The 25,010-nt window shown below is 54.5% G+C and carries 28 protein-coding genes and 1 tRNA gene; 14 read left to right on the plus strand and 15 right to left on the minus strand.

Going from position 1 to position 25,010, the window contains the following annotated elements; translation table 11 throughout:
* Positions 1–12 precede the first annotated feature (12 nt).
* A complete protein-coding gene (gene trm5b, locus TIRI35C_RS05395) occupies positions 13–1,008 on the minus strand; it encodes a tRNA (guanine(37)-N1)-methyltransferase Trm5b (protein WP_281400522.1) in 996 nt (331 codons plus the stop codon).
* 78 nt (positions 1,009–1,086) lie between these two features.
* Here trm5b and TIRI35C_RS05400 point away from each other — a divergent pair.
* Positions 1,087–1,164: transfer RNA gene (locus TIRI35C_RS05400), tRNA-Glu, on the plus strand.
* 60 nt (positions 1,165–1,224) lie between these two features.
* Complete coding sequence (gene trm10, locus TIRI35C_RS05405; protein WP_188203056.1) at positions 1,225–2,337, plus strand: tRNA (guanine(9)-/adenine(9)-N1)-methyltransferase; 1,113 nt, start codon at positions 1,225–1,227, stop codon at positions 2,335–2,337.
* Positions 2,338–2,384: 47 nt separating this feature from the next.
* Here the strand turns inward: trm10 and TIRI35C_RS05410 are convergent, their stop codons facing one another.
* The 5 genes from TIRI35C_RS05410 to TIRI35C_RS05430 form a co-directional block, all read right to left on the minus strand.
* Positions 2,385–5,057, minus strand: coding sequence for a valine--tRNA ligase (locus TIRI35C_RS05410; RefSeq protein WP_188203057.1), 2,673 nt, complete (start codon positions 5,055–5,057; stop codon positions 2,385–2,387).
* A gap of 200 nt (positions 5,058–5,257) precedes the next feature.
* Positions 5,258–6,001, minus strand: coding sequence for a class I SAM-dependent methyltransferase (locus TIRI35C_RS05415; RefSeq protein ID WP_188202039.1), 744 nt, complete (start codon positions 5,999–6,001; stop codon positions 5,258–5,260).
* A 31-nt stretch (positions 6,002–6,032) separates the two neighbouring features.
* Entirely contained in the window at positions 6,033–7,001 is a 969-nt protein-coding gene (locus TIRI35C_RS05420; protein ID WP_188202040.1) for an aminotransferase class I/II-fold pyridoxal phosphate-dependent enzyme, read from the minus strand.
* A complete protein-coding gene (gene cbiB / locus TIRI35C_RS05425) occupies positions 6,986–7,870 on the minus strand; it encodes an adenosylcobinamide-phosphate synthase CbiB (protein WP_188202041.1) in 885 nt (294 codons plus the stop codon). The genes TIRI35C_RS05420 and cbiB overlap by 16 nt, the downstream gene beginning before the upstream one ends.
* Complete coding sequence (locus TIRI35C_RS05430; protein ID WP_188202042.1) at positions 7,858–8,604, minus strand: uracil-DNA glycosylase family protein; 747 nt, start codon at positions 8,602–8,604, stop codon at positions 7,858–7,860. The genes cbiB and TIRI35C_RS05430 overlap by 13 nt, the downstream gene beginning before the upstream one ends.
* Before the next feature lie 42 nt (positions 8,605–8,646).
* Between TIRI35C_RS05430 and TIRI35C_RS05435 the strand changes: the two genes are divergently transcribed.
* The 3 genes from TIRI35C_RS05435 to cobS are packed head-to-tail and all read left to right on the plus strand — an operon-like array spanning position 8,647 to position 10,414.
* On the plus strand, positions 8,647–9,297 hold the full coding sequence (locus tag TIRI35C_RS05435) for a PAB0415 family putative ATP pyrophosphatase (RefSeq protein ID WP_188202043.1): 651 nt from the start codon (positions 8,647–8,649) through the stop codon (positions 9,295–9,297).
* On the plus strand, positions 9,294–9,716 hold the full coding sequence (gene cobZ / locus TIRI35C_RS05440) for an alpha-ribazole phosphatase CobZ (protein ID WP_188202044.1): 423 nt from the start codon (positions 9,294–9,296) through the stop codon (positions 9,714–9,716). Before TIRI35C_RS05435 ends, cobZ begins: the two co-directional genes overlap by 4 nt.
* Positions 9,713–10,414 carry an adenosylcobinamide-GDP ribazoletransferase gene (gene cobS, locus TIRI35C_RS05445; RefSeq protein WP_188202045.1) on the plus strand — a complete coding sequence of 234 codons (702 nt, stop codon included), beginning with the start codon at positions 9,713–9,715 and terminating at the stop codon, positions 10,412–10,414. Before cobZ ends, cobS begins: the two co-directional genes overlap by 4 nt.
* Here the strand turns inward: cobS and TIRI35C_RS05450 are convergent.
* A complete protein-coding gene (locus TIRI35C_RS05450) occupies positions 10,399–11,517 on the minus strand; it encodes an MJ1477/TM1410 family putative glycoside hydrolase (RefSeq protein ID WP_188202046.1) in 1,119 nt (372 codons plus the stop codon). The genes cobS and TIRI35C_RS05450 overlap by 16 nt on opposite strands.
* A gap of 50 nt (positions 11,518–11,567) precedes the next feature.
* Here TIRI35C_RS05450 and TIRI35C_RS05455 point away from each other — a divergent pair, with 50 nt between their 5' ends.
* Together TIRI35C_RS05455 and TIRI35C_RS05460 are read left to right on the plus strand one after the other, a co-directional pair.
* A complete protein-coding gene (locus tag TIRI35C_RS05455; RefSeq protein WP_188202047.1) occupies positions 11,568–12,107 on the plus strand; it encodes an NTP transferase domain-containing protein in 540 nt (179 codons plus the stop codon).
* Positions 12,104–12,316, plus strand: coding sequence for a hypothetical protein (locus TIRI35C_RS05460; protein WP_188202048.1), 213 nt, complete (start codon positions 12,104–12,106; stop codon positions 12,314–12,316). The genes TIRI35C_RS05455 and TIRI35C_RS05460 overlap by 4 nt, the downstream gene beginning before the upstream one ends.
* Here the strand turns inward: TIRI35C_RS05460 and TIRI35C_RS05465 are convergent.
* The gene (locus tag TIRI35C_RS05465; RefSeq protein WP_188202049.1) at positions 12,313–13,764 is read right to left on the minus strand and encodes a cobyric acid synthase; all 1,452 of its coding nucleotides are present in this window, start codon (positions 13,762–13,764) and stop codon (positions 12,313–12,315) included. The two genes, TIRI35C_RS05460 and TIRI35C_RS05465, sit on opposite strands and share 4 nt — an antisense overlap.
* 68 nt (positions 13,765–13,832) lie before the next feature.
* On the opposite strand from TIRI35C_RS05465, the gene cobT reads away from it, so the two are divergent.
* A complete protein-coding gene (gene cobT / locus TIRI35C_RS05470) occupies positions 13,833–14,843 on the plus strand; it encodes a nicotinate mononucleotide-dependent phosphoribosyltransferase CobT (protein WP_188203058.1) in 1,011 nt (336 codons plus the stop codon).
* On the opposite strand, the gene TIRI35C_RS05475 is transcribed toward cobT, so the two are convergent.
* Genes TIRI35C_RS05475 through TIRI35C_RS05485 form a run of 3 tightly spaced genes read right to left on the minus strand, consistent with a single transcriptional unit; the run spans position 14,818 to position 16,098 of the window.
* Positions 14,818–15,282: a type II toxin-antitoxin system VapC family toxin gene (locus TIRI35C_RS05475; protein ID WP_188202050.1), complete on the minus strand. Its 465-nt coding sequence runs from the start codon at positions 15,280–15,282 to the stop codon at positions 14,818–14,820. The genes cobT and TIRI35C_RS05475 overlap by 26 nt on opposite strands.
* Positions 15,272–15,478 (minus strand): hypothetical protein, encoded by a 207-nt coding sequence (locus TIRI35C_RS05480; protein WP_188202051.1) that lies wholly within the window; start codon positions 15,476–15,478, stop codon positions 15,272–15,274. The genes TIRI35C_RS05475 and TIRI35C_RS05480 overlap by 11 nt, the downstream gene beginning before the upstream one ends.
* A gap of 29 nt (positions 15,479–15,507) precedes the next feature.
* The gene (locus TIRI35C_RS05485; protein WP_188202052.1) at positions 15,508–16,098 is read right to left on the minus strand and encodes an adenosylcobinamide amidohydrolase; all 591 of its coding nucleotides are present in this window, start codon (positions 16,096–16,098) and stop codon (positions 15,508–15,510) included.
* Between the two features lie 100 nt (positions 16,099–16,198).
* On the opposite strand from TIRI35C_RS05485, the gene TIRI35C_RS05490 reads away from it, so the two are divergent.
* The 4 genes from TIRI35C_RS05490 to TIRI35C_RS05505 are packed head-to-tail and all read left to right on the plus strand — an operon-like array spanning position 16,199 to position 18,551.
* Positions 16,199–16,714 (plus strand): MogA/MoaB family molybdenum cofactor biosynthesis protein, encoded by a 516-nt coding sequence (locus TIRI35C_RS05490; RefSeq protein WP_188202053.1) that lies wholly within the window; start codon positions 16,199–16,201, stop codon positions 16,712–16,714.
* Positions 16,715–16,759: 45 nt separating this feature from the next.
* The gene (locus TIRI35C_RS05495) at positions 16,760–16,903 is read left to right on the plus strand and encodes a hypothetical protein (protein ID WP_188202054.1); all 144 of its coding nucleotides are present in this window, start codon (positions 16,760–16,762) and stop codon (positions 16,901–16,903) included.
* A complete protein-coding gene (locus tag TIRI35C_RS05500) occupies positions 16,900–17,358 on the plus strand; it encodes a PIN domain-containing protein (RefSeq protein ID WP_188202055.1) in 459 nt (152 codons plus the stop codon). The genes TIRI35C_RS05495 and TIRI35C_RS05500 overlap by 4 nt, the downstream gene beginning before the upstream one ends.
* Positions 17,359–17,360: 2 nt before the next feature.
* Entirely contained in the window at positions 17,361–18,551 is a 1,191-nt protein-coding gene (locus TIRI35C_RS05505; RefSeq protein WP_188202056.1) for a molybdopterin molybdotransferase MoeA, read from the plus strand.
* A 6-nt stretch (positions 18,552–18,557) separates the two neighbouring features.
* On the opposite strand, the gene TIRI35C_RS05510 is transcribed toward TIRI35C_RS05505, so the two are convergent.
* The 3 genes from TIRI35C_RS05510 to TIRI35C_RS05520 all read right to left on the minus strand — a co-directional run bounded on the left by TIRI35C_RS05510 (position 18,558) and on the right by TIRI35C_RS05520 (position 21,255).
* Complete coding sequence (locus tag TIRI35C_RS05510; protein ID WP_188202057.1) at positions 18,558–18,782, minus strand: hypothetical protein; 225 nt, start codon at positions 18,780–18,782, stop codon at positions 18,558–18,560.
* 314 nt (positions 18,783–19,096) lie between these two features.
* Complete coding sequence (locus TIRI35C_RS05515; protein ID WP_394354750.1) at positions 19,097–20,200, minus strand: DUF835 domain-containing protein; 1,104 nt, start codon at positions 20,198–20,200, stop codon at positions 19,097–19,099.
* A gap of 5 nt (positions 20,201–20,205) precedes the next feature.
* Entirely contained in the window at positions 20,206–21,255 is a 1,050-nt protein-coding gene (locus TIRI35C_RS05520) for a hypothetical protein (RefSeq protein ID WP_246454689.1), read from the minus strand.
* A 120-nt stretch (positions 21,256–21,375) separates the two neighbouring features.
* Here TIRI35C_RS05520 and TIRI35C_RS05525 point away from each other — a divergent pair, with 120 nt between their 5' ends.
* Together TIRI35C_RS05525 and TIRI35C_RS05530 are read left to right on the plus strand one after the other, a co-directional pair.
* The gene (locus tag TIRI35C_RS05525) at positions 21,376–22,659 is read left to right on the plus strand and encodes an AMP-binding protein (RefSeq protein WP_188202059.1); all 1,284 of its coding nucleotides are present in this window, start codon (positions 21,376–21,378) and stop codon (positions 22,657–22,659) included.
* Positions 22,660–22,746: 87 nt separating this feature from the next.
* A complete protein-coding gene (locus tag TIRI35C_RS05530; RefSeq protein WP_188203060.1) occupies positions 22,747–23,997 on the plus strand; it encodes an HD domain-containing protein in 1,251 nt (416 codons plus the stop codon).
* 18 nt (positions 23,998–24,015) lie between these two features.
* Here the strand turns inward: TIRI35C_RS05530 and TIRI35C_RS05535 are convergent, their stop codons facing one another.
* Entirely contained in the window at positions 24,016–24,972 is a 957-nt protein-coding gene (locus TIRI35C_RS05535; RefSeq protein ID WP_188202060.1) for a transcriptional regulator, read from the minus strand.
* Between the last annotated feature and the right edge of the window lie 38 nt (positions 24,973–25,010).

The following is a 25,010-nucleotide window of genomic DNA, read 5'->3' on the forward strand; positions in this document are numbered from 1 at the left end:
TCCCACAAAACACTACTTCATGACTTTAAAGTCAATCGCGATGTTGAACTGCCTCGGCGCGTAGGGGCGGACTTTCCTCTTCTCCAGGAACTTGACGGTGAAGCCGAGCTCTTTTGCGGCCGCCTTTATCTTCGCCTCGTGCTCCGAGAACAGGTCTTCCTCTGGAGCAAAGCCGTAGTAGTGGACAATTCCACCAGGCTTAACGCTCAGCATTGCCTCCCTCAGAAAACGGTCGGCGAACTTGGGGAGGTTCATTATCACCCTGTCAGCTTCGAGCTTTCCGGCTATTTTCCTCACGTCTCCGAGGATCGGCACGACGTTGTTGGCTTTGTTCAGTCTGATGTTCTCCTCAAGGTAGCGAATTGCCCAGGGGTTGATGTCGCAGGCGAAGACGAGCTTTGCCTTCTTGGCCAGAAGCACCGCGTACGGGCCGACCCCGGCGAACATATCAAATATAATCTCCCCCGGCCGGGTCTTCTCGAAAATCCTCATCCGCTCCGTGGCCAGGCGGGGGGAGAAGTAAACCCTGGCAACGTCGAGCTTGAGCCTTATCCCGTTCTCGCGGTGGAGGGTTTCAGTCCTCCTCCTGCCGGCGAGGTGAACCAGCTCCCTCACGCGGTATTCCCCGGAAACCTTGCTCCCTTTGGCAAAGACGGCCTTTATGTGCCGGTGAACCTTGAGGATGGCCTCTCCAATAACTTTTCCATAGGACATCAGCTCTTCAGGTAGCTCGATTATCGCTACGTCACCGATTATGTCGAAGGAGCTCGGGAGGAGCGGTCTAACATTCTCGGGAACCTCAACGACCTCGCGGTAGCTGTGGGGTCTTCTCTCAAGCCTTTCAAAGTCAGCCTCAATGAGCTCGAAGCCCTCAACCGGCTCTGTGACGGGGAAGAGTACGAACTCGCCCTCTCTTCTGACGGCGTATCCTTTAGCCAAGAGGCCGAGTTCGATCAGTTTTCTTCTGACTTTCTCAGCTTCCCGCTTGGGGACTTTAACCGCGAGCATCAGGAGGGGATTTGGGAAGGAATTTAAAAAACTACCCCAACGAAAGATTTTTAAACGCTCTCCCTTCCCTAATATCGAGCCCCGGTGGTGTAGCCCGGTCAAACATGCGGGCCTTTCGAGCCCGCGCCCCGGGTTCAAATCCCGGCCGGGGCACCAGAATTCTGCAGTTCTTTAGGCAAACTTTTTAAACCTCCGCCCGACCCTCAATCGATGGCCATGAAAACGCTCGCCGAGGTTTTCAGGGAAGCCTTGAAGGAGAAGGGGATCGAGAGCTTCGGGGTGCTCTCAAAGCGCTTTAGAAAGTCAAAGAACAAGCTCCAGGACGTGGCAGTGGAGATAATCAACGGGAAGGGGGCAGTATTCCGCGTTCCTGAGAAGACTGCAGTGGCCTGGGACCTGAACGGCAACCGCGTTGAGGGCTCTCATTACGCCTACGCCCCGCTGTGCATGACGGAGAAGTTCGAGATGGTTCTCTCGCCGGAGGAGCTCCGCTCAAAGCTCCCCGAGTGGCCGTACTTCATAATTGACCTCTACCACTGGGACAAGCACACCCAGAAGGAGAAGGGCAAGGTCTGCCTGCAAGTGAGTCAGAGCTACGGCCTTCTGAGGGACTACTACACCGGAAGGGAGCTCGCCGTAACGTGGGCGAACGACGAGTTCAAAAGGATGTTCAAGGGTCCCATCGACAGGATAACCCCCTATGCCGGACCGACGGCAGAATTTTTGAAGGAAAAGGACATCGACGAGGTTGTTCTCCTTGACCCCTGGGCGGAGGAGGTTCTGAGCGAGAAGGATTTTGACGTGGGGGCCTTCATAATCGGCGGCATCGTCGACACCGGTGGGAACAAGAAGAAGACCACGCCCAAGATAGGAGAAGAGCTTGAGAGGGCTGGTATTAAGGTCCGCAGAAGGAAGATCGTTCTCAAAGGCGACATCGTCGGCGTCCCCGACAGGATAAACCGGATTCTGGGGATAATCCTCAAGATGATGGTGGAAGGGAAGTCGATGGACGAGGCAGTTTACGAGTTTCAAGAACCCCTCCACGCCCGCTGGCGCCTGAGGAAGGAGCTACCCAAGAGGGCGATCAGATACAAAGTGAACGGCAAGACCTACAGGGTCATCGAGAAGGAGCTTTTCGATGAATACTCCAGATGGCTCAAGATCCGCTGGGAGGACTTCGTGAAGGTGCTGAGGGAGCTGGACTTAATAGCGCTTGAGAAGAAGAGGATACACCACCTCAACAAGATTTCCAACGCAAGGATAATAAACGGAAAGCTTTACAGGGTGATTCTGCTCAAAAAGGCCGCGATGCTGTGCTATAACTGCTGAGGCTTTCTTTTATCCTGTGTAGAAATCGGAGAATGAAAAGAAAGGGGTCAGAAGAACACTACCACCGCATCCCCAACAACTGCCGTCTCGACCTCTTCGCCCTCGCTGAACACTGCCTTTCTGATGACAACGTCGTCCTTGTTTAGTTCGACCTTTTCTCCGCCAACCTCGAACTTGACCTTTCCGGCCTCCTTGAGGGCCCTTGCAACCTCTTCCGCGTTCTCCTTGAGGTAGGCGGTGATCTTCGGCACGAGCTTGCCGTAGCGCGGCCCAACCGTCCTGAAGTTGGGCTTTATCTCAATGATGCGCTCCTCGAGTTCCGGCTCGCCCTGGATTATCTCCAGCCTCTCGATGTTCATGGTTCCGGCGATGTCCTTTTCGATGGCCTTCAGGGCCTCATAGGAGTCGGTGGCGTAGATGGCCACGTGTCTGAGCTTGGCGTTCAGAGCGAGGCCGTGACTGTTCTTGTAGCGCCTCATGACACCGACTATCTCCCTGGCCAGCTCTCCGAGCTTCTCAGCCTCCTCGCTTATCCTGCCCTCGTCATACTTCGGCCACTCAAGGAGGTGCACGCTCTTGGCACCGATGTGCCTCTTGAACATCTCCTGGTAGAGTTCCTCGGTTATGTGCGGGGCTAACGGAGCGAGGAGGAGCATCACGTTGTAGAGCAGCTCGTAGAGTGCCGCTTTCGCCTTCAGCTTGCTCTCCTCGTTGTCGCCGTAGAGGCGGTACTTGATCATCTCGATGTAATCGTCGGCCACCTCATGCCAGACGAAGGTCATCAGCTCTCTGGTGAGCAGGTTGAAGCGGTAGCGCTCCATCTCCTCGGTGGCGAACTTTATCAGCCTGTGGAGCCTGCTGAGTATCCAGCGGTCGATCGGCTCAAGCTCTTCCGGAGCTTTGGCGGGGTCAAAGCCTTCAAGGTGCCTCTCGGCGAAGCGGTAGATGTTCCAGACCTTCTGGAGGAAGCGGTAGTTGTAATCCACCGTCTCCCACTTGAACGGGTGGTCTTCGCCGGGCGGTGCCAGGGCCGTCCAGAGGCGGAGCGCATCGGCGCCGTACTTCGGTATGACCTCGTCCGGTGCAACCACGTTGCCGTAGCTCTTGCTCATCTTTCTGCCGTCCGGGCCGGCGACCATTCCGTTGATGAGGACATCATTCCAAGGTTTCTCGCCGGTTAGCTTATAGGTTCTGAATATCGTGTAGAATGCCCACGTCCTTATGATGTCCGTTCCCTGCGGCCTGAGCGCGGTCGGGAAGTTGTGCTCGAACCAGCGCTTGGCCTCTTCGTCGCCCTTCATGGCCTCGTGCCACCGGGTTATGATGAGCGGGGTTATGCTTGAGTCTATCCAGCAGTCGAGGACGTCAGTTACGGGCTCAAGCTCTGCACCGCAGACCGGGCACTTCTCAACTGGAGGTTTGTCGAAGCGCGGATCAACCGGAAGGTCTTCTTCCCTCGCCGGAACCACGTGGCCGTTCTTGCAGACCCAGAACGGGAGCGTCGTTCCAAAGACCCTCTGTCTGCTGATGACCCAGTCCCAGTCCATACTCTCGGCCCAGTCCTTCAGGCGGAGGAACATATCGCTTGGATACCAGTTTATCTCCTCGGCGACCTTCACTATCTCGTCCGTGAAGTCCTTCACCTTGATGAACCACTGGGTCTTGGGGAGCAGCTCGATGGGTGCCATGCAGGAGCTCCTCTCGGTGTGCCTCAGCACGCGGTGGTGGACCTTCTTCTTGTCGTAGAGCAGACCCATCTTTTCGAGGTCTTCGGCGATTTTCTTTCTGACCTCTTCCGTCTTAAGGCCGGCATAGGGGCCGGCGTTTTCGTTCATCGTGCCGTCCTCGTTGATTGCTATGATAACCGGCAGGTTGTAGCGCTTCTGCCAGACGACGTCCTGCTCGTCGCCGTAGGTACAGTTGTAGACCGCACCGGTTCCAAATTCGGGGTCAACGTCCCCATCGGCTATAACAGGCACTTCCCTCTCGAATATCGGGAGCTTTACCTTCTTGCCGACTACATCTTTATAGCGCTCGTCCTCCGGGTGGACGAAGACAGCAACACAGGCCGGCATCAGCTCGGGCCTCGTGGTTGCTATTGGCACATAGCCGCTTCCATCCGCCAGCGGGAGCTTGATGTAGTAGAGGTAACCGTCCTCCTCAACATAGCCGACTTCAGCCTTAGCCAGACTCGTCCTGCAGCGCGGACACCAGTAGACCGGGTGCTTGTCGCGGTAGAGCATGCCCTTCTCGTAGAACTCAAGGAGGGACTTCTGAACGGCAGCCTTGTACCAGTCATCCATCGTGTGGTACTCCAGATCCCAGTCAGCGGAATAGCCTATCCTGATGAACTGGTTTCTCATCGCCTCGATGGCCTGCCAGGTCCACTCGACGCACTTCTGGAGGAACTTCTCTGGCTGATCTTTGCTGATTCCGAACTCCTTTTCAACCTTCAGCTCGGTCGGGAGGCCGTGGTTGTCAAAGCCCTGGGGGAAGAGCACGTTGTAGCCGGTCATTCTCTTGTAGCGCGCTATGATATCAATCCAGGTGTGGCTGAGCACGTGACCAAGGTGGAGCGTTCCGCTTGTGAACGGGGGCGGAGTGTCTATCGCATAGCTCGGCCTCTTCTCGTCGAGCTCGTACTTGTAGATTTTCTCATCAAGCCAGAACTTCTGCCACTTCGGCTCAATCTCGTTCGGGTCGTAGGTCTTGGGAAGCATAGGCATCACCCTTTCTGTTTTTTGAAGATGGGTTACCCTCAGAAGGGCGGCTTAAAAATCTTAGCAACGCCGGTGGTGCCGGAGTAAGGACTAACCAAGAAGCGCGGAACGCATGAAATTCATGGGTCGAAATCGGCGTTACGGTGGACGATAGGCACCACCAGGGTATAGAAATGAGCCAGGGGTTTAAAAAGTTTTGGCTACTTAACCGCCACCAGCCAGTACCTTCTGTCGTTGGGCCTCAGCTCGTGTCCATCTCCGTAGATTTTGACCTTTCTGAAGTGCTTCCCCGCCAAAAGCCTCATCTCCCTCGGAGTGTAGATGTTGAGCTCATCGTCCACCATGAAGGCCCTAACGCTCCCGTCGGGCTTAACTATTTGAACCAGCCTCTTGAAGCGGAGCTTTTGAAAAGCAGGCTCGACCTCGCGCCAGTCGGTTATGATTAACCGCTCATCGCCCTTCCGCTCGTCCCATACTACCGGAGAGCTTCCGCCATAGTGCCAGCACGGGAAGTCGGCGATGAAAAGCCCGCCCGGTTTCAGGCCTCGTTTTACAGAATTGAATAATTCATGAATTGTGGAATCATCGAAGTAGGTAATTGAGGAGAAAAACATCGTTATCGCGTCGAACTCTTCCTCAAAATCACTCTCAAGCGCGTCCCCCTGAATGAACTCGACGCTAAGCCCTTCCCTTTCGGCCTTTCTTCTCGCGACGGTCAGCATCTCTTCGTGGAGGTCGAGACCGACCACGTTATAACCGCGCCTCGCCAGTTCGAGCGTCGGGATTCCGGTTCCGCAGGCGAGGTCGAGGATTTTCTTTACCTCCCGTTCAGCCTCTTTCCTGAAGAGCTCCTCCATAAAGTCAATCTCATCTCTAACCCGCTCGGCCCTTCGACGGTAGATGGTATCGTAATACTCCGCCAGAACTGTGTAGAGCTCGTGCATCGCACCACCAAAAATGAATGTAGGTTCAGGTTTAAAATTCTACCTCCAACTCTCGGAAGGCCTCAATCAGTTTATCGTTCTCTTCTGACCTTCTGACCGAAAAGCGAACGAACTCTGGTAAGCCAAAGCTCTCACAGTTCCTTACGAGGATCCCCCTCTCTTTCAGCCGTTCGACGGTTACCCCTGCATTGCCGACGTTTTTTATGAAGAAGTTGGCGTCACTCTTAACGCCCAGCTCCCGCTCAATCCTCTCCTTCTCCCGCCAGATTAGGGGCATGGTCTTTCTTAAGTGTTCGAAGCCGTCTTTGAGGAGAAACTCAAGGAAGGCAACCCCCGTCGAGCCTATGCCCCAGGGCATTCTGACGCTCCCGAAGGCCTCTTTAAAACCAAGGACGTAGCCCACCCTTATTCCGGGCAGACCGTAGCTCTTGGTGAAGGTTCTGAGTTTTACAACGTTCTCTCCTTCGGGACTTTCCGGCTTTTCAACGAAGTCTATGAAGGCCTCGTCGAGAACGAGGAGGGCTTTTCTATCCTCCACAGCGTCGAGAAGGGGTCTAAGCTCTCTGACGCGGTAGAATCTTCCGTCGGGATTGTTGGGGTTGCAGAAAAATACAACGGAGTTTCTCTCGACGAGTTCCGCGAGTTTCTCAGGCTCGTTCGGGCCTTTGATGACCTCTGCTCCAAAAATTCTCGCCACTCTCTCGTACTCGCCGTAGGTGTGACGCGGGATTACGACCTTTCTCCCGCGGAGCGTGAGGATGCCGAGGAGGTAGAGCGCCTCGGTGATTCCAGCCGTTACGGTAAGGGGTTCACCGAGGAGCTCTCCTAATCCCTCCTCAAGCCCCGCGTAGTAGGGATAGCGGTTGCTTATCCCCCTGGCACGCTCGAACATCTCGTCGAGCCACTCCGGTGGATAATGGTTTAGTGATGCCGAGAAGTCCAGCAAACCTTCTTCCCTGGCACCGCCGTGGTATGTCGAGAACCTCACGGGCTCAAGCATGGAACCACCCCCGTTGCAAGGAGTAGGGCTATGGTAATTACCCATTCCGAAACGACCAACCAGTAAACCCTCAAAGCACGCACTATGTCTTCGTTCCCCGGTTCCCTCCCCGGGAACCGGTAAACGCCCGGCTTCTCAAGCCAGACACCGAGAACTGCACTCATGGCAGCCATCGGCTTGTCGGAGTTGAGTTTAAAGCGCGCAAGGCGGTAATACTTCAAAACCCTCCTTCCACCAAGGAGGATGTAGAGGAGAACCGTCAAGCGGGCCGGGATGAAGTTGAGGAGGTCATCCAACCTGGCGGAAAACTTTCCAAAATATTCATAGCGCTCGTTCCGATAACCTAGCATCGCATCGAGCGTGTTCACCGCACGGTAGAGCAGAGCTCCCGGAAGGCCAAAGAGGAGGAAGTAGAGCAGCGGGGCGATTACTGAGTCGTTGAGGTTCTCGGCGAGGCTTTCTATCGCTGCAGAGTTGAGGTGGGCCTCGTTGAGGGCTCTGGTGTCTCTGCTCACTATCATCGAGACGGCCTTCCGCTTCTCCCCGATGTCCCCAGTTATCGTCCTCACGACGTGCTCATGAAGGCTTCTTATCGCAAAGGAGCTCTTGAGGAGGTAAACCGCAAGGGCGTAGCCCAGCGGGGAGGGGAGGTAAGGAGGAATAAGCGAGAGAGCTAAGGCGAAGATGACAACGATGAGGGCAACCAGTGTTCCGGCGATAAAATCGGGGAGAGGGCTTTTTCTTTTCCACCTTTTGTCAAGAAAGCCCGCCATCTTTCCGAACCACACCACGGGATGAGCTAGTGCTGGCGGTTCCCCAAGGAGTAGGTCCCATAGCAAAGCCAGAAGAAAAACCGTCAGAACCTCCATTCTCCGAAAACCTCCCCTATGGCAGAATACTCCTCCAGCATCTCCTCGTTCGGCTCTCTGATCCCCCTCCTCACGTACCATGCCGGATGTTTGAGGTACCTGAACTCAAAGCCGAGCCGTTTCAGGGCCTTCTCTGCGGTTCTGCCGATGGCGAAAATTGATTTAGGCCTCAAAATTTCAAGCTCCTTCTCCAAGAGTTCGAGCTCCCCTTTGCCAAAACCCTTCAGCTTATTGCCCGGAGGGTTGCACTTCACGACGTTGGTTATGTAGACAAAGTCCGGGTTGATACCCAGAGTGAAGAGCGTCTTCCTCAGCAGCATTCCCGATGCGTCGCGGTAGAAGCATATCCCGGTCTTTCCACAGCCCTTCCTTCCCGGTGCCTCTCCAACGAGGGCAACCCCCGAGCCGGGCCAGCCGTTGGCGAAGGGAAGGCCTTCAAACTCGCCCACCCTGAGCTGATAGCGGTGGTATTCCTCGCGGCAGAACCTCAGGGGGTCTTTGAGAAGCTCCTGGTAGAGGCCTCCCAGCTCCCGGGCTGTTCTTTCGTCTTCCCTGTTCACGACGAGGAAACGCTCACCGGGGTTGTATATCGTTCTCGCGTAGACCCCGTAGGTCTTCTCGTCCAAGCTCAGGAAATCCCTCCAGTCGCGGAGGGCTAACGGAATTACTTTAAGATTGGCGGGGTTTGTGTAGACCCCACCGACCTTTTTGAGGTTCTCAAACGGCAGGAGCATAATGGATAAAAAGTCCAGAGGGTTTATAGGTTTGGTGGTTCGATGTCTCACGAAGAGGGAATTGCATTCTTTTCCGGTGGAAAGGACGGGCTTTACGCAGTCCATCTTGCGGAGAGAAAAGGGATTAAAATCCCCTATCTGCTCACGCTGAAAACCACAATAGGCCTCTCACCCCACAGGGAAAATCTCGGAGCTTTAGAAACACTCGCCGGAGCAATAGGGAAAAAACTGCTCACTTTTGACATGGCAAAGGGAAGCGATGCTTTGGCGGAGTTTATAGGCTCTCTCGGCGTGGATTACATCATAGCGGGAGACGTTCTGCTTGAGGATCACCTGAGATGGGTTGAGCGTCTCGCCCGTAAGGCCGGTGTGACTCCATTTGAACCCCTCTGGGAACGGGACACGGAGGAGCTCGCCGTTGAAATGCTTGAGGCTGGCTTTGAATACGCGATGATCGCGGTCAACAAGGAGAAGCTCGACAGAGCGTGGCTTGGCTACACCTTCCGCTCGGTTAGGGATTTAGAGCTTTTCCTCGATTCAAATCCCAGTGTTGACCCGATCGGAGAGATGGGAGAGTTCCACACGGTCGTTTTGAGAGCTCCTCTCTTCCAGGAACGCTTCGTCCTTGAGGTGTTCTCAACTGAGGAAAGCGAGAGGTATTACTGGTTAAAGTTTAGGCTGGTGGGAGAATGAGGGCTGAAGAAATCCTCAAAAAAATCGAATCAAAAGGCATAACCCTCGACTCCCTGCTCGACACGGCTCTGGAGCTCTACATAGGTGAGGAGCGGGAAAAGATTCAAGAAGAACTTCATGAGCTGATGCTGAAGTATTTGAGCGACATCAACGTTCAGGCATTAATTCTTTCAGCTCTCCTGCTTGAGGAGAACTTCACGGTCGAAGGCGACCCCGTGAATTTAGTGGCGGACGAGCTGATTGGAATAAACATCGCCGAATACATAGGCGGAAAGATGGCGCTCTTCAACTTCTTCTACTACGACACAAGGAAGCCCGGGATTCTGGCGGAGCTACCACCCTTTTTGGACGATGCCATCGGAGGCTTTATAGCGGGCTGCATGACGAGGCTCTTCGAATCGGAGGCGGACTGGCCATGAGGAACCTCCTGCCGTTCTTGACACGGGTGCCAATCAAGGGCGACTTCGAAAAAGCCCGCGAGGAGTTCTGGGCCTTTCCACTCGTTGCATTGGTTAGTTCAGCGCTCCCAACGCTCGTCCTCTACTTAGGGCTTCCCCTCTCGAACGTCCTAGCGGTTATCGCGCTTTACTTCACCATTGGCCTCCTTCACCTCGACGGCTTGGCGGACTTTGCCGACGGAGTGATGGTCAAGGGCGAGCGGGAGAGGAAGATAAAGGCCATGAAGGACGTAAACACAGGTATAGCCGGCCTCTTTGCCGTGGTAATGGTTCTGCTCCTGCAGGTTTACTCGCTCGGGCTCGTTCATTTCTACGCGCTCTTGTTAGCCGAGCTGAACTCAAAGCTCGCCATGCTCCTCGCTCTGGCAACAAAGAAACCGCTCGGCCAAGGGCTTGGGGCCTACTTCATGGAGAAGATGAACAGCGGCCAGCTCCTCGGCGGGCTCATCTTCTACGCCATCCTCCTCGCCCCTGTAGTTGTCTACGAGCAAAATGCCCTGGTCTCGCTCCTCGGTCTGGCCTTCGGGGGCTACGCCATCAAAGTTGCCCTCGGCAACTTCGGCGGGATAAACGGCGACTGCCTTGGAGCGGTTGCGGAGATAACGAGGGCCGGAACGCTTTTGGTCATGGCTTTTGCTTGGGCTTACGTGGGAGGCTGAATCCCCGGAATCACATCGAGTCTATCGAGCTCCCTGTCCTCGAGGGCCGCATAAGGCAGGTATCCCCTATCCTGGGCCTTTTCTATAAAGTCGAGGATTCTCGCCATGTCCTCCTGACTCTTCGTCCCGTCGTCAGCGTAGTCCACAGCTAAGACAACTTTTCCGGCCTTAACAACCCTGTCGAGGAGTGAAACCTTTTCGTCCGTCCAGGGGCTCGGCTCAAGACCGTTGTAAAAAACGTCCTCGCTCGCCCAGCCCGAAACCGTCTCAAGGAGCGTTCCATTGTCGTATTCGAGCAGATACTCCCCATTCTGGGGAATTATTATGAAGCTCGGTCCTGCCTTGGAGCGTGTGTAGTTCGCTATTTCCAGGATAAACTCAATCATCTGCCTGGCCGTCCAGCTCTCCCCATATTTCTTGGCCCAGAACCAGTACTCATCGACCTTGTCGAGATAAACGCCCGAAAAACCCTGCGCGATGATTTTGTCTAGGTACTTAAAGATGATTTGCTTCCAGCCCTCCTCCCAGTACTTGACGGCGTAGTTGCCCTCCCAGTCCGGATTCTCCGGCCCGAGCCACGCGGGAGGGTTCTCTTTCCACCCCTCTTTCCAGTAGAAGCGGTAATTCTCGGCCTCGCCGATGCTGATGTAGGCTATGGGGATTACCCCAGTCCTCTTAATCATCTCGATTTCTTCCCGCGTGTAGGCCCTCTCATCGCTCCCGTCCCTTGAGTAGTCCATGACGACTAAGTCGAAGCCGCTCTTCGCTATAACCTCCGGACTCGCGTTCTGGAGCCAGTACGCCCAGCTCCTAATTGAGGAAATGTTCAGCCTTCCCTTAACCTGGATTTGGCTTGAGTTTTCGCCTTTTGGAGTGGTCTGGATCGTTGATGTCACGTTTTGCTGGGCCATTTTGGGAGAGGTTACATTAGACAAAACCGGGGAGGAGGTGTGCGATGTCTGAAAAGGAGAAGACCTCGTCTCAGGTATGGGGCGAGAAGAAGACGGGAATAAAGTCGTGCTGGTTTTCTCTGTTGGGGCGTTTGAGAGACAGGCAGAGGCCAAAACTATGAGGAGCGAGAGGAGTATGCCGAGGAGCCGCATAGAGATAGTTGGGCGGAAGGCCTTTTAACCGTTGCCCGCTATCAACTCCCATGATAATCATCATGGCCGGCGGAAAGTCGAGCAGAATGGGCCGGGAGAAGCCCGTCCTGGAAGTCGGAAATAGACCGATGCTCCTGCGCGTTTACGAGGAGACCGAAAAAGTTGGAGAAGTTCTCGTTGCCGTCTCCAGGAATACTCCCAGAACGAAGGAGCTCTGCCTCCGCGAGGGGATTTCCTTTGTTGAGACGCCGGGGAACGGCTACGTTGAGGACCTGATTTACCTCCTTCGCGAATTCGGGCCTTTCGTCAGCGTTTCCGCCGATCTGCCCTTCCTGAAGGCGAGTGATGTAGTGGCCATCGAGAAGGCCTTTGACGGGAGGAAGAGCCTGACGGGGGTCCTTCCCCCAAAGCTCGTTCCGAAGGACTTAAGACCTGTTGTTTATCGGGGCTACGCGATAGTCGGCCTCAACGCCGTCGGAACTGAGGGAGAGCGATTTTTCGAGCTGAGCAACCCGCTGTTGGCTCTCAACGTGAACACACCGGAAGAGTTAAAGCTCGCCGAGGGGATAGCGAGGCTGGTGGGAAGATGAGGGGCAAGGAACTTAAGGGTGCAATAGCCTTCGTTCTCTTCATGATCATCGCTGGACTGTTCGTCTTCGGCTTCCTGCTCTTTGCAGTGGTTCTAACCCTCACCGGTCTGCTCCTTTTCCTCGGCTTCTACCTCTACGTCCGCCTGAGGCTCTGGTGGGCGAAGAGACACCCACCCAAGGAGCTTGAGGGGCCGGAAGACTACTTTTAGAGCCCCAGCTCCCCCAAAATCCTTTCCACGTCGAGGTTCCTCTCAACAATCCCCGCGAACCTCTCAATTTCCTCCTCTATGCTCCACCGCTCAATCGAAACCGGCTCAAGGCCCTTCTCAGACCTCAGAAAGTTAAGGAAGCGCTCTGTGAAGATAAAGTTGTGGAAGATGCCGTGGAGGTAAGTCCCAAAGGCTCTCTTGCCAATCGCACCTTCAGGCTCGAAAGTTTTCGCCCCGTTGATGGCGGTTATAACTGAGAAAGGCCTCTCAGAGGTGCTCCTGCCGAAGCGTATCTCGTAGCCCTCAACCGCCGTTCCCTTTGCCGGCCCCCACAGAACTTTAGCGGTTAAGTGGTTCGTCCTCTTGGTTTTCTCGAAGACTGTCTTGGCAGGCAGGAGGCCGATGCCCTTTACCTCACCGCGCTTCGACTCAACAGTATCTATTATCTTCTCACCCAGCATCTGAAAGCCGCCGCAGATCCCGACGACGAAAGAACCCTCGCGGTGGGCCTCCAAGACGGCCTCCTCAATTCCGTTCTCCCTCATCCAGAGCAAATCCTCAACGGTGTTTTTGCTCCCGGGGACTATGATAACATCACCTTTGATTTCCTCCGCTTTGGTGACGTAATCAACGCCGTTGGCCCAGTGGAGGGGCTCAAAGTCGGTGAAGTTGCTTATGTGGGGCAGCTTGATTACCTGTATGTGGAGCTCGCCTCTGACTTTTGGAAACTCTGCTAAGGAGTCCTCCTCCGGTAAGCGGTGCTCGACGTACGGGATAACGCCCAAGGTGGGCTTCCCGTAGCGCTTTTCAAGGTACTCGAAGCCGGGCTTTAGGAGCGATGCATCCCCCCGGAACCTGTTGAAGACGAAGCCGATTATCGCTTCCCTCTCGCGTTCATTCAAAAGCTCCATCGTGCCCACTATCGAGGCAAAGCTCCCGCCCCGGTCTATGTCTGTAACGAGGATTCCCTTTGCCTTTGCGTGGAGCATCACCCTCGTGTTCGCTATGTCGTAGTCCTTGAGGTTGATTTCGACCGGACTGCCGGCGCCTTCAATTATAACGAGGTCGTGCTTCTCCTTCAGCTCGTTGAGAACGGTCATCGCTTTCCTGAAGAGCTCCTCCTTCTTGGACAGCATGTAGTCTCTGGCCGAAACGCTTCCCACTGGCTTCCCCATGAAGACGACCTGGCTTCTCATGTTGCCCTCAGGCTTGAGCAGAATCGGGTTGAACTTAACGCTGGGCTTTTTTCTGCACGCTATCGCCTGCAAATACTGCGCCCTGCTTATCTCGCCCCCTTCGATGCTCGGCGCTGCGTTCAGGCTCATGTTCTGGCTCTTGAATGGAACGACGTCGTAGCCGAGGTTCGAGAAAATCTGGCATAGTGCCGTGACGAGGAGCGACTTGCCAGCTCCGGACGAGGTTCCTAAGACCATCAAGGCATCTCCCATTCTCCCACCGTTCGGAGTTGGCCGAAGGACATATAAACCCTTGGATAAAAAGTCCAGCGGTGGTTGAAATGGAGAGCCTCTTCCTGCTGGTTTTGGGTAACACGGAGATAAGCACAGTCCCGGGAATAAGTGTGGCCGGGGCTACACCCGAACTTACCAGACTCACCCCAGTAGCCGATGCGGAGTACCTCTTCCACGAGAAGCCCCTGACTATTGACGTAATCCCCGTAACCCCTGAAGGCCACCCGACGCCGGCTATAATCACCAAAGCGGCGAAGGAGCTTGCGAACTTCCCGGTTCTAGTTGTCAGGGGTGGAACATATCTCGCTCCGCTCGTCCCCCATATCCACATCAGCAACGCCGTCGGGAGGGACTTTAGGAAAGAACCTGCACTGCCGGAGTTTGGGGAGATAATCAGGCGTGCCAAGCTCCTCGGCGAGGAGCTGAACAAGATGCCAATCAAGGAACTCGTCATCGGCGAATCCACTCCCGGCGGAACTACAACTGCCCAGACCGTTCTGTGGGCGCTCGGGTATGAAGCTAAGACGAGTTCGGCCTCGCCCAATAACCCTCAAAGCCTGAAGGAGAAGGTAATCAGCGAGGCCTTCAAGAGGGCCGGAATTGAGAAGGGCCAGCTCAGAGACAATCCGCTCGAAGCTCTAAGGCAGTTCGGCGACCCTATGCTGGCAACGGTGATAGGTATTTCCCTCGGCTTCAGGAAGAACGTCGTCCTGGCTGGAGGAACGCAGATGCTGGCCATCTCAGCGCTCCTAAAGGCCCTCGGCGAGGATTTAAACAGGTTCATGATTGCAACGACGAAGTGGGTGGTCAATGATAAGAGCGCAACCTTCCTCGAAACGGCGAGGGAAATCGGAATAATAACTTATTCGGCCGACCTTGACTTCTCAAAGAGCGAGTTTAAAGGACTGAGAGACTACGAGCGCGGCTACGTCAAGGAAGGAGTTGGAGCGGGAGGGGCGACGTGGCTGGCCGTTAAAGCCGGCTTCTCGCCAGAAGAAGTCAGCAAAAAGGTCGAGGAGCTTTACGGAAGGCTTATGGAGATGAAGTCGTCCCCCTGAGCAGTTCAGCCTCTATCCCGGCTTTTACCGCTTTTTCGTACATCTTTTTGTCGTCGGTTATCAGCTTGGCACCGGCTCTTTTTGCACATGCTAGGAAAAGGACGTCAAAACCGCTTGCCTTTGTAGTAATTCCAAGGTCAATGGCGATTTCAAGGAGATAAACGTCCGAGTACAGTAAGGAATGTTCGGTAATAAAACTAACCGCAAGCCTGGAAAGGGCAGGATTGTTGGAGAGGCGTGAGACAACGGAAGCCGTCTCCACAAGCATAGCAACCGGCTCGTGTAGCAGTATCCTACCCATGGTCACTTCATCAAGAATGGACTTCGCTTTTCTGTGAAGCGCGAGCCGGGAGTAGTAAACTTCGTCCCTTTTCTTCCGCTTTGGTGGAACAAAGCCCTTCACGAAGACGCTCGTGTCGAGGACGAGGTCAGTAGTCATAGTTCCTCTCCCTCATCTCCCGTACCATCTCGGTTATGTCCTCTACGTCTTCCGTGTACTCAGTCTCCTCTTCCGCAAGTTGAATGAGCTCTTCAAGGGTAACCCTGCTCTTCCGAAGTTCCTTTAACCGTATTTTCAACAGGAGATTCTGTGCATCAAGGAAGAGCCTTTCAACCTGGCTCTCAACGTCCTCCATTCTCTCACCAGCGTTAATAGGGGCTGAAGCTATTTAACCTTTGTCGCTTCCCACTTCCTCAAACTCTCCTCAAGTGCCTCCCTAACGGCTTTCCCGATGTTTATCCCCAGCTCCGTTGCCGTTCCCGCCCACTCGATTTCGCCTTCGAAAGCGAAGACGCCGATGCCGTCGCTCGTCGTTCCGGTGGCGTTGTAACCGAGCTTTAGAAGGGTGTATGTTTTCGCCTCCGTTGCCGTCATTATCGCGTTGGCCATAGCACCGACGGTCAGGCCGTCCTCGATGACAAGGGCAAGGTTTATAGTTCCCAGTTTCCAGGGAGGAGGGACTTCGCCCGCTATTGCAGGGTTCGTTATCCCAGCCGTGATGTAGGCCCTAACGCTCCCGTTCTTCGCCACCGATAAAACCTTCCCCACGTCAGCGGCCGTCATGAAGCCGACGAAGTTTTTGAGCCCATGTTCCATCTCAAAGGCATGGCAGTCAGCTTTGTAATCCCCCGCATAATCCTTGTGCACCATCATGAAGAAGAAGCCGTTGGCTTTGGTTAATCCTCCCCTGTAGGGCGCGTTGCTTAGAGCCAGCATCGGCTCGTTGAAGGGACGTATAAGGTGCTCAAACTCCATGACTCCCTCATCGGCTTCTCAGAATATAACCCTTCCCGTTAAACGCTTCTGTTTGCTGAAAGGTTATTAAGTTCAGAAACAAGCTTAATCGGGTGGTAATATGGGAGCGGAGGAACACAAGAGAAGGGCTCCAAAGAAGTTCAAGTTCGCGGTCATAACTGTGAGCGACACCGCGAGCAGGGGCGAGAAGGAGGATAAGAGCGGGAAGTTCCTCGTTGAGGAGCTTAAAAAGGCCGGGCATGAGAGGGTGCTCTACAAAATCGTCCCCGACGAGAAGATAGAGATAATTGGCGCCGTTGTCGAGGCCTTTGAGAGGGGAGCTGAAGTTGTCGTTACCTCCGGCGGAACCGGAATAGCGAGCAGGGACGTTACGATAGAGAGCATTAGGCCATTGTTTGATAAGGAGCTGACGGGATTCGGTGAGATTTTCAGGCTTCTCAGCTACGAGGAGATTGGAACTGCTGCGGTCATGACGAGGGCAACCGCCGGCATAATCAGGAGCTCGGGAAGGGCGATGGCAATCTTCTGCCTGCCGGGAAGCCTCGGCGCGGCGAAGACGGGAGTAAAGATCATCCTCAAGGAGGCCGGCCACGTCCTCAAGCACGGGAGGGAGTAAACTTAAATCCTCTTAGGGTCTAAAAAAGGTTGAGAGGTGACGAGTGTGGAGAACCTCAATAAGACGAAAGGTGCCTTGGCGGAGCAGGGAGAGGGAAAGCTCAAAGGCATCCGTAAGTTCAGGGGAATCCTCGGGACGTTTGATGAAAAGACGATACAGTGGGCCATTGAGGAGGCTGAGGAGATTTGAAAGACGTCGTTTTTATCGATACCTCTATTATAGTCGAGTACCTTCTGAACGGGCCAAAGGCAGATTTTGCAGAAATCGTTCTAAGTGCTTCTTCGACCAACGTGACCTCGACAATAGTCTATCGCGAATCACTCGGGGCACTTGCAATGGCGTTCGGGCGTGAAAAGTTTGGAATAAAAGGCAAGCACAGTCTGCGAAAGTTCATAAGGAAAAATGGGTGGGCCAAATTTGAGCCAGTTGTGGAAGCATTAGATGGCCTAATCAGAGAGGGCGACATTGTCGTGCTTCAGGATTTCCAGGGCACAAGTGAACTCAGGAGTATCATGAAAAAGTATCGCTTGATGCCTTCCGACGCTCAAATAGCTCTAACCTGCAAGAACTATGGCATCGAAAAAATAGCCACGTTTGATTCCGACTTCAAGAGGGTCGATTTTCTAAAAACAATGGGGGTTTGAAAATGATGGAGTTCAAGCGCTTAATACCCTACCGCGAAGCTCTAAGGTTACTCCTCGATGACCTGAGTGAGCTTAACGAAATTGAAGAGCTTCCCCTGAGCGAGGCTCTCGGAAGGGTTTTAGCTGAGGATATCGTTTCCCCAATTGACAGCCCACCCTTTGACCGCTCCGCCGTTGATGGCTACGCTTTAAGGGCAGAGGACACATTCCATGCGAGGGAATACAGCCCGGTCGAGCTTAAGGTGGTTGATGAAATAGTTGCCGGCGAGGAGAGCAAGGCAAGAGTTGAACCCGGAACGGTGGTAAAGCTTATGACCGGCTCAAAGATGCCAGTAGGAGCAAACGCCGTCCTGATGCAGGAGATGGCCGAGCGTGAGGGGGACATTATAAGGGTCCTTCGCCCCGTTGCTCCCGGACAAAACGTGGCCTTCGCCGGCGAGGACGTAAAGAAGGGGGAAATAATCCTGCGGAAGGGGCAGGTTCTAAGGCCGCAGGACCTGGCCCTGCTTAAGAGCATCGGTTTTAGAACCGTTAAGGTCAAGAGAAAGCCCCGCGTCGGGATAATAGTTACCGGCGACGAGCTGATTGAGGAGTTTGATGAGGACGCGCTGAAGGCAGGCAAAATCCTCGAAAGCAACTCGGTGATGCTAAAGGGACTTGTAAGGCAGTATTTCGGTGAGCCAGTCTTCTACGGCGTCCTTCCCGATGACGAGGAAGCCATAAGAGACGCAATAGATAGGGCCAAGAATGAGAACGATCTCGTCCTCGTCACCGGCGGCTCTGCCTTCGGCGATAAGGACTTCGCCCACCGCTTTGTCAGGCTCATGTTTCACGGCACGACGATAAAGCCCGGAAGGCCAATAGGCTACGGCGAGAGGGTCTTCATAATGAGCGGTTATCCTGTGGCTGTCTTTGCCCAGTTCCACCTCTACGTCAAGCACGCCCTGGCAAAGCTCGTCGGTGCTAAGAACTACGAGGTTCGCGTTAAAGCAACGCTCACTGAGAGAATTTCCAGTCAGCTCGGAAGGCGCGAGTTCGTGAAGGTGTGGTACGAGAACGGCAGGGCAAGGCCGATTAAGAAGAAGGGCAGCGGGATAATAAGCTCGCTCGTGGAGAGCAACGGGTACATAGAAATTCCAGAGGACAGCGAGGGGTACCTAGAAGGGGAGACGGTTGAGGTTGTGCTGTACTAAACACCACTACTCCCCGATCAGCTCATTTTTATCCGGCTTTTTTATTATGAGCTTAACATCATCCGGGAAGTCGTCTGGATCAACGAGGTTCTCCACTATCTCAAGGGCTTCACTGCGCTCCTTTCTTCTTTCCTCGATAACATCACTGAGAAAATCTGACTTTCCCCATGGGAGAACGGCCCTGATTTTTTCTTCTTCATCGTCCCAAGGATCCTTTTTCTGTCTTACCACCTAAATCCCCGGTAGAACTACCACACGAACCTAATAAACCTTACTCCACGGGATGTTACGATGCTATGGCCCGCCCGTAACTCCCACCCTCATCGATGCCAGACGGCGGGCTCGGGCGGGCTAACCCAGGCGGGCCGTCTGTGCCCGGTCTGGGTTTCCCGCGGCCATCGTGCTCCGTAACGCGGAAGGCCCTCCCGCGGGGACCTCGCTGTAAGACCGGGCTGTGGCCCCCGCATCGCACTCCGGTTCATTCGTCCCCGGAGTCCTCGCGCGGGGGCATTAACACGTTGAAAAAGAGGGTATATAAAGCTGCCTCACTCTGTCAGCTTCCTTAGCTGGAAGTAAAGCCTCGGCTCCAGACTCTCCTTTTCCAGGACAACCACCAAAGTGCCGTTGTTCACGATGGTGAAGTCCCTCAGTTTTGAAATGAACTTCATGAGACTATCCCATGAGTTGTACACCGTGAGGTACTCAAAACAGTCAATCACTATGATACCATGCTTTCCCGACTTGGCAAACGTCTCGAGGTACTGGTAGGCTATCTCGGTCATCCTAGCGAGGTTGGTGGGGTTTATTGTGTTCTTGAAAGTGCCCTGGAAGGGTATGGTGGTCACGAAGTAGCACTCCCATCCCTCGGGTATATCCGAGACGTCCCTGACGAAGGCCAGCACGGGCATGTCGCGGAGTTTCTCCTTGAGCTTCTTGTATTCGTTTATCCCGACAAGGAGTGTACCCGGTTTGAGGTCCGGCTGCTGGGGGGCCGTTTCTTTTGAGGGCATGAATGTCTTGGATGACGTCAGCTTGACCATCGCCCACACCATGAAGACAATGAGTATCGATGAGAACGTGAAGCCTATCGCTTCGTACCAGGAGTAGAGGCCAAAGAGGGCTGCTGGGACGAGGTGAACCCCGAACAGAAGTATGCTGATGGAGAGGTATCTGATAGCACTCTTATAAATCTCCTCAACTCCCATCAGGAGCAGTCCACCCGCCACCACAAAGACCCCGCTTATCCCAAGTGCCGCCGCGCTCGTGGCCGTCCAGGAGGCATCCCCCGTGTAGAAGTACACGCCCAGCATGTACACCATGAACGCAACGGGCATAACGGAAAGGATGGTAAGGGTTCTGTGCCTGGCGTTTATGGACTCCTCCTCAAGGAACTTCACAGAGCCATAGAAAATGAAGCCTGCGAACGTCGAGAGGCACAGGAGTCCCGCCAGCTGGATGGTAACGCTCTGCTGCATCGTAAAGAGGATCGTTAGGAAATCGAATACCCACGCTATCGAGAACGCCAGGGCAGATTTCCTTCTGTTGCGTAGGTATATTCTGAATATCCACGTCGCGGCCACCGCATCCGCGATCAGCACCAGTGCGGCCTCTACTAGCAGGAGTGCCTGGATGCCGTCCAACAACCTCACCTCATCTATCTGCTGGGCTCACCGAACCCATCCCATTTAAACGGTCCCTCCGGTGGAACTCGAAGTGCTGTCTCATCCTCGAATTTGACAACTAAAACTTCAGGTCTGGCGATTATAAATGCTACTCTTCCCCTCTCCCCATACCGGACTATCCTGTGCACCCCATCCACCAGTTTCATGGGGAACATGAGGGTTGTGGGGTAGTTGGGGTAGTACCAGAACTCCCCGTGGCGGGAGATTCCAACCAGGTCTCCAAAGAGATAGTATCCATAGAGGGGAATGAGTTTTGTGCCATCGAAGGTGTTAGAGACGTACTCCAGGAAATCCCTGTTTATCCCGACTCCACTTATTATCGCAGTCTCAATGGACTCGCTATATGGTTCAAAGAGGGACATCAACGGGGGAGCTGAGCGGACTGTGTTTATCCTGTCTGTCTCCATGACGCGCTTTGTGTACCTCACCAGTGGATCCAGGATCTTCAGCACAGCCTCGGGGCCTTTCTCGCGGAGGACTTTTTTCAGGCCATCGGTTTCCATGCCTATGAAGTAAAGAATCCCCCCGTAGCTCCAGACGAGCTGACTTATCTCGTCCTGGTACCAGCCGTAGGGGCCGTGGGAGATGGCACGCATCTGGTGGTCATCGTGATAAACGTCCGCCAGCCCGTAGATCTCATCCAGGGCTGCACGCAGGTACGCGTGAAGGGCATCCATGTAGCGGGCGTCCCAGTGCCCGATGGCCCTCTCACGTGTAGTTCCGGAGGACTGGTAGAAGCGTATTCTACCGCGGTACCCTTCGGGAACAAATTCAAGCCAGTTGGCACGGAGGTAATCCTCGTCCACCGTAAGGCCCAGGTTGAATATCTCCTCAAAGACCTCAGTGATAGTTCCCTGAAAGATTTCATCGAGGTCTGGCTTCAGCCTCTCAGTGACGTTCCTCCAGTAGGGAGTTCTCTCAAAATGAAATTCAAATATCTCCCTCAGGTATTCCCGTATCCAGGTTTCCTTAACACCCAGTGGGTGTTCCTGCAGGTTCTCCAACAGGATTTCATAGTTCATACTGAATGTTTTAACCAAACAGTATAAAAGCTTTTTCAAATCCAATACCGTTTCAATGTAATTAAATAAATGCCAAACATTAAATAGGAAAAAGTGCATGTGTAATTGGGTGGATGTTCAATGGGATTAATAGTTGGCAGGGTTGACAGGAGCGGGGTAGAAGATTTCAGGTACACACTGGAAAAGGCCCTGGAAACGACGGAATTCTGGAAAGAAAGGTTCTCGGGGGTGAACGCAGAGGAAATAACGCCCAAAGACCTGGCAGAATTGACCGACCGGGTGACCATCGAACCCCACGACCTGTACCGAACCTCCGAGATATGGCCCGACTACATCCGGGATCCCAAGATTTTCTATACCGTGATGAGGACCAGCGGGACCACTGGCCGTCCCAAGAGGGTGCCTTACACCCGGGACGACCGCATGAGGAGCGGGCGCCAGCTCGAGCCGTGGATACGGGAGTACATGGATAGAGGCGACAGAATCGCGTCGTTCTTCCCTCCGCTTCCCTCGTCATCCGGCATGTTTGCTTTTGGCGGGTTTGAGGCCATCAATGCAAAAACCGCCTACTATCAGGTGCCCATTCAGTACCTCCTGGACAGAGAGATGCTCCTGCGGGAGCTTCAGGACATAAAGCCAACCTCCATCTTCTGCCTCACAGCGACGGCGTACAACCTCGGCCTTACTCTGCCCGAGTCCATAAAGAAGGACATACAGACCATAGTCGTCGGCGGCGAAACCCTGACTCCCGAGCTCGCAAGGGCAACTCTGGAGCTGTTTGAGAACGCAGTGATAATAGATAACTTCGGTTCAACGGAGGATGCGGTAACCGGCTACCGCGTCATCACAAGGAAGAAGGCCACGAAGTTTAACTTTGGGGAATCCATAGTGGTCCTCAAGGACAGCGGGGACGGCTACGACGACTACAAGCGCATCTACATAACCAAGGTGATGAGGAACGGTGAACTCACCGGACTGCCGCTCTTCAACTACGACATTGGGGACCTGGCGAGGATCGAGAACGGTGAGGTCAGGAACATCATCCGCATCAAGGACGTCGTGACCCTCGCTGGAGCGAAGCTCCACATCGATCAGGTGATGGAGATAGTGTACGACCATCCGGACCTCCTTGATTTCGTGATAATATACCACCCGCTCTCGCCCGAAAACCCGAAACCAAAGGCAACGATACGCATCGCATACGGGGAGAAGAAGCCCGCGGGGATAGAGGAAGAAGTCAGGGAACTGCTCTATGAGGCCAACAATCCCGTCCGGTACGAGGTGGAAGAGTCCCAGCAGGCGGAACTGGAGATAGTGGCGGTTCCGCTGGAGAAGCTCAGGGCGGACCTCCCGAAGAGGCTCGGAAAAACCAAGAGGATATATATAGTGGGAAAAGACCTCTGAGCCTCCCCTCCCACTATTTTATTCCGTCGTTGTCACAATGCCGAAAATTTATTTAAGCCTGTTCTCAAATTTTCAGCGGTGATAGCGATGAATGGGAAAATTATTCACGACGGTATCCACGGCAGCATGAAGCTCACGGGACTCATCCTTGACCTCGTCAAAACCCCCGAGTTCCAGCGCCTCAGGAATATAAGACAGCTCGGCCTCGCGTACCTCGTTTACCCCGGTGCCAACCACAGCAGGTTCGAGCACTCCCTCGGCGCGTGGAGCATAGCCCGAAGACTCGCCGCGGAAGTTGGGCTGAGCAAGGATGAAAGCATGCTCCTCCAGGTTGGGGCCCTGCTCCATGACATCGGACACGGGCCTTTCAGCCACACGTTCGAGACCATATACAAGCACTACGTTAAAGAGCACGACCACATGCGGCTCGGACAGGATATAGTTCTCGGCAGGGTCAACATAACCGAGAGCGAGAACGGCGGCAGGATTCCCGAGATAATTGGAGATTACGGCTATGACTTCGAACCGGCGGACGTGGCCAACCTCATCCTCGGCAAACACGAAAAGCGTTATCTCGGCCAGATGCTGCACGGCGATGTTGACGTTGATCAGTTAGACTACCTCATCAGGGACGCGCACTACACCGGCGTCGCCCACGGCATAATCGACCTGGAGAGGCTCATGAAGGTTCTCAGGATTCACGACGGCGAGCTCGTTGTCGATGAGAAGGGCATCGAGGCAGTTGAGGGCATGATGGTCGCCCGCTCCCTCATGTACTCCCGCGTTTACTTCCACCACACCGTGAAGATAGCGGAGGGTATGCTTACTAGGGCCCTGGAGTTCGCCCTTGAGGAGGGCCACCTCTGGGACTTCTGGAAGATGACCGACTGCCGCGTTCTTGTGGAGCTTGAGGATCTCGAGGGCTTCCCCGCAGAGATGGTGCGGCGCGTGAAGTACAGGGAGCTTTACAAGGCCGCGGTTCTGGCAAACGCCGACGAACTGAGTACCGAGGAAAAGAGGGAGCTGCTGACGGCGTACAGGAACGTCAAAAGGAGGCAGGAGATAGAAAGGGCACTCGCCGATGCGGTTGGTGCCAGGGAAGGGGAAGTAATCCTGGAGTTCAGCATAGCGGACCTCATGCTCAGCGAGCCGAGGCTTAAGGCAACGGAGATAAACGTTCTCCTTGACAATGGCGACCTTCAACCACTGACAAAGGTTACTCCGCTCGCCAACGCCCTGAAAAGGCGCCAGACGCCGCGCTGGGCCGTCCTAATAGCGTCACCGGGAGAGTACGTACCCAAGCTGCGGGAGACCTGGAGAAAGGTGCTGTTCAGCTGAAGGGGCGCCGGAACGCGATCAGCCGAAGAGCTGCTTCTTTATTTCCTTCTTCAGCTCCTCTATGAGGTCTATGAGTTCGTCGGCGTCCCTCACCTCGTCGAGGCTGTCCTTCGGTATAAGGGGAACCTCTCCAACGACCTCGGTCCTGGTCTTCTCGAGTATGAAGACACCGTCGCTGTTTATTATCCTGCCGACCTCCGCCACCATCTCGGCGCGCTTGACTGTGGAGCGGGTCTTGCGCTCGTCTATGCCCGTCAGGATCCTGAACTCGTCCTCCCTAGAGACGGCGTTGAAGGGAGCCTTCTTGACCTTGACAACGCCGAGGCCAAGTTCCTTGAGGCGGTCGAATATCTCCCTCTCAAGCGGTGTCTCAGGAGTAACGTCGAGGTTGGCCTCAACGGTCGAGTGGAGAACGTCGATAGGCTCTGCAAGGGGCTCGTCGAAGAGCTCCTCAAGGCGGATGGCGACCTCAAGCGAGACCGCCTGCTCACCGCGCTCATAGTTGGTGAGGCTCTTCCTGGAGATGCCGAGGAGCTGCGCCAGCTCGTTTATTGAGTACCCGTACCTCTCCCTCAGCTTCCTCAACAGACCGCCGTTTATCCTCACATAAAAGCCGCCGCGCTCGGCGAATATTGCCGGCATCTCGTTCTCGACAAGAACATCGTAGAGGGTCTCGGGTCTGAGGGCGTAGATTCCAAACCTCTCGTAAACGACGCCCTCCTCAAGCTCGGCGTTTTTCGTCTTTAGGCCGACGATCAGGGGCGAAGCCTTGAAGAAGCGGGCCAGCCTCTTTAGATCCTCCGCCTGCTCCCCGGTGACGGTGTCTATGTTGGTGGCCACCTTTATGAAGAGCAGGAGGAATAACCTGCTCGCCACTATGTCAAAGCACGAGCCCTTAAACTCCATACGCGCCGTTTTATACCCCGTGCCCCTTAGTATCGCCTCAACCGTCCGTATGAGCCTTTCCCTGTCCATCACCCTTAAATACGCAAACAACTTATATAAAGTTAAGG

It is taken from the genome of Thermococcus camini, from assembly GCF_904067545.1.
GTDB lineage: Archaea > Methanobacteriota_B > Thermococci > Thermococcales > Thermococcaceae > Thermococcus > Thermococcus camini.

Coding starts and splice junctions, on each gene's coding strand:
- TIRI35C_RS05420 (WP_188202040.1), bottom strand. CDS start 7,001: ATGCTTGAGCCCGTGAGGTTCTCGACATACCACGGCGGTGCCAGGGAA.
- TIRI35C_RS05455 (WP_188202047.1), top strand. CDS start 11,568: ATGATAATCATCATGGCCGGCGGAAAGTCGAGCAGAATGGGCCGGGAG.
- TIRI35C_RS05450 (WP_188202046.1), bottom strand. CDS start 11,517: ATGCGGCTCCTCGGCATACTCCTCTCGCTCCTCATAGTTTTGGCCTCT.
- TIRI35C_RS05480 (WP_188202051.1), bottom strand. CDS start 15,478: ATGGAGGACGTTGAGAGCCAGGTTGAAAGGCTCTTCCTTGATGCACAG.
- TIRI35C_RS05410 (WP_188203057.1), bottom strand. CDS start 5,057: ATGCTTCCCAAGACCTACGACCCGAACGAGATTGAGCCGAAGTGGCAG.
- TIRI35C_RS05475 (WP_188202050.1), bottom strand. CDS start 15,282: ATGACTACTGACCTCGTCCTCGACACGAGCGTCTTCGTGAAGGGCTTT.
- TIRI35C_RS05530 (WP_188203060.1), top strand. CDS start 22,747: ATGAATGGGAAAATTATTCACGACGGTATCCACGGCAGCATGAAGCTC.
- TIRI35C_RS05520 (WP_246454689.1), bottom strand. CDS start 21,255: ATGAACTATGAAATCCTGTTGGAGAACCTGCAGGAACACCCACTGGGT.
- TIRI35C_RS05415 (WP_188202039.1), bottom strand. CDS start 6,001: ATGCACGAGCTCTACACAGTTCTGGCGGAGTATTACGATACCATCTAC.
- TIRI35C_RS05460 (WP_188202048.1), top strand. CDS start 12,104: ATGAGGGGCAAGGAACTTAAGGGTGCAATAGCCTTCGTTCTCTTCATG.
- TIRI35C_RS05505 (WP_188202056.1), top strand. CDS start 17,361: ATGATGGAGTTCAAGCGCTTAATACCCTACCGCGAAGCTCTAAGGTTA.
- TIRI35C_RS05435 (WP_188202043.1), top strand. CDS start 8,647: ATGTCTCACGAAGAGGGAATTGCATTCTTTTCCGGTGGAAAGGACGGG.
- cbiB (WP_188202041.1), bottom strand. CDS start 7,870: ATGGAGGTTCTGACGGTTTTTCTTCTGGCTTTGCTATGGGACCTACTC.
- TIRI35C_RS05430 (WP_188202042.1), bottom strand. CDS start 8,604: ATGCTCCTGCCGTTTGAGAACCTCAAAAAGGTCGGTGGGGTCTACACA.
- TIRI35C_RS05485 (WP_188202052.1), bottom strand. CDS start 16,098: ATGGAGTTTGAGCACCTTATACGTCCCTTCAACGAGCCGATGCTGGCT.
- cobT (WP_188203058.1), top strand. CDS start 13,833: ATGGAGAGCCTCTTCCTGCTGGTTTTGGGTAACACGGAGATAAGCACA.
- TIRI35C_RS05490 (WP_188202053.1), top strand. CDS start 16,199: ATGGGAGCGGAGGAACACAAGAGAAGGGCTCCAAAGAAGTTCAAGTTC.
- cobZ (WP_188202044.1), top strand. CDS start 9,294: ATGAGGGCTGAAGAAATCCTCAAAAAAATCGAATCAAAAGGCATAACC.
- cobS (WP_188202045.1), top strand. CDS start 9,713: ATGAGGAACCTCCTGCCGTTCTTGACACGGGTGCCAATCAAGGGCGAC.
- trm5b (WP_281400522.1), bottom strand. CDS start 1,008: ATGCTCGCGGTTAAAGTCCCCAAGCGGGAAGCTGAGAAAGTCAGAAGA.
- trm10 (WP_188203056.1), top strand. CDS start 1,225: ATGAAAACGCTCGCCGAGGTTTTCAGGGAAGCCTTGAAGGAGAAGGGG.
- TIRI35C_RS05465 (WP_188202049.1), bottom strand. CDS start 13,764: ATGGGAGATGCCTTGATGGTCTTAGGAACCTCGTCCGGAGCTGGCAAG.
- TIRI35C_RS05535 (WP_188202060.1), bottom strand. CDS start 24,972: ATGGACAGGGAAAGGCTCATACGGACGGTTGAGGCGATACTAAGGGGC.
- TIRI35C_RS05525 (WP_188202059.1), top strand. CDS start 21,376: ATGGGATTAATAGTTGGCAGGGTTGACAGGAGCGGGGTAGAAGATTTC.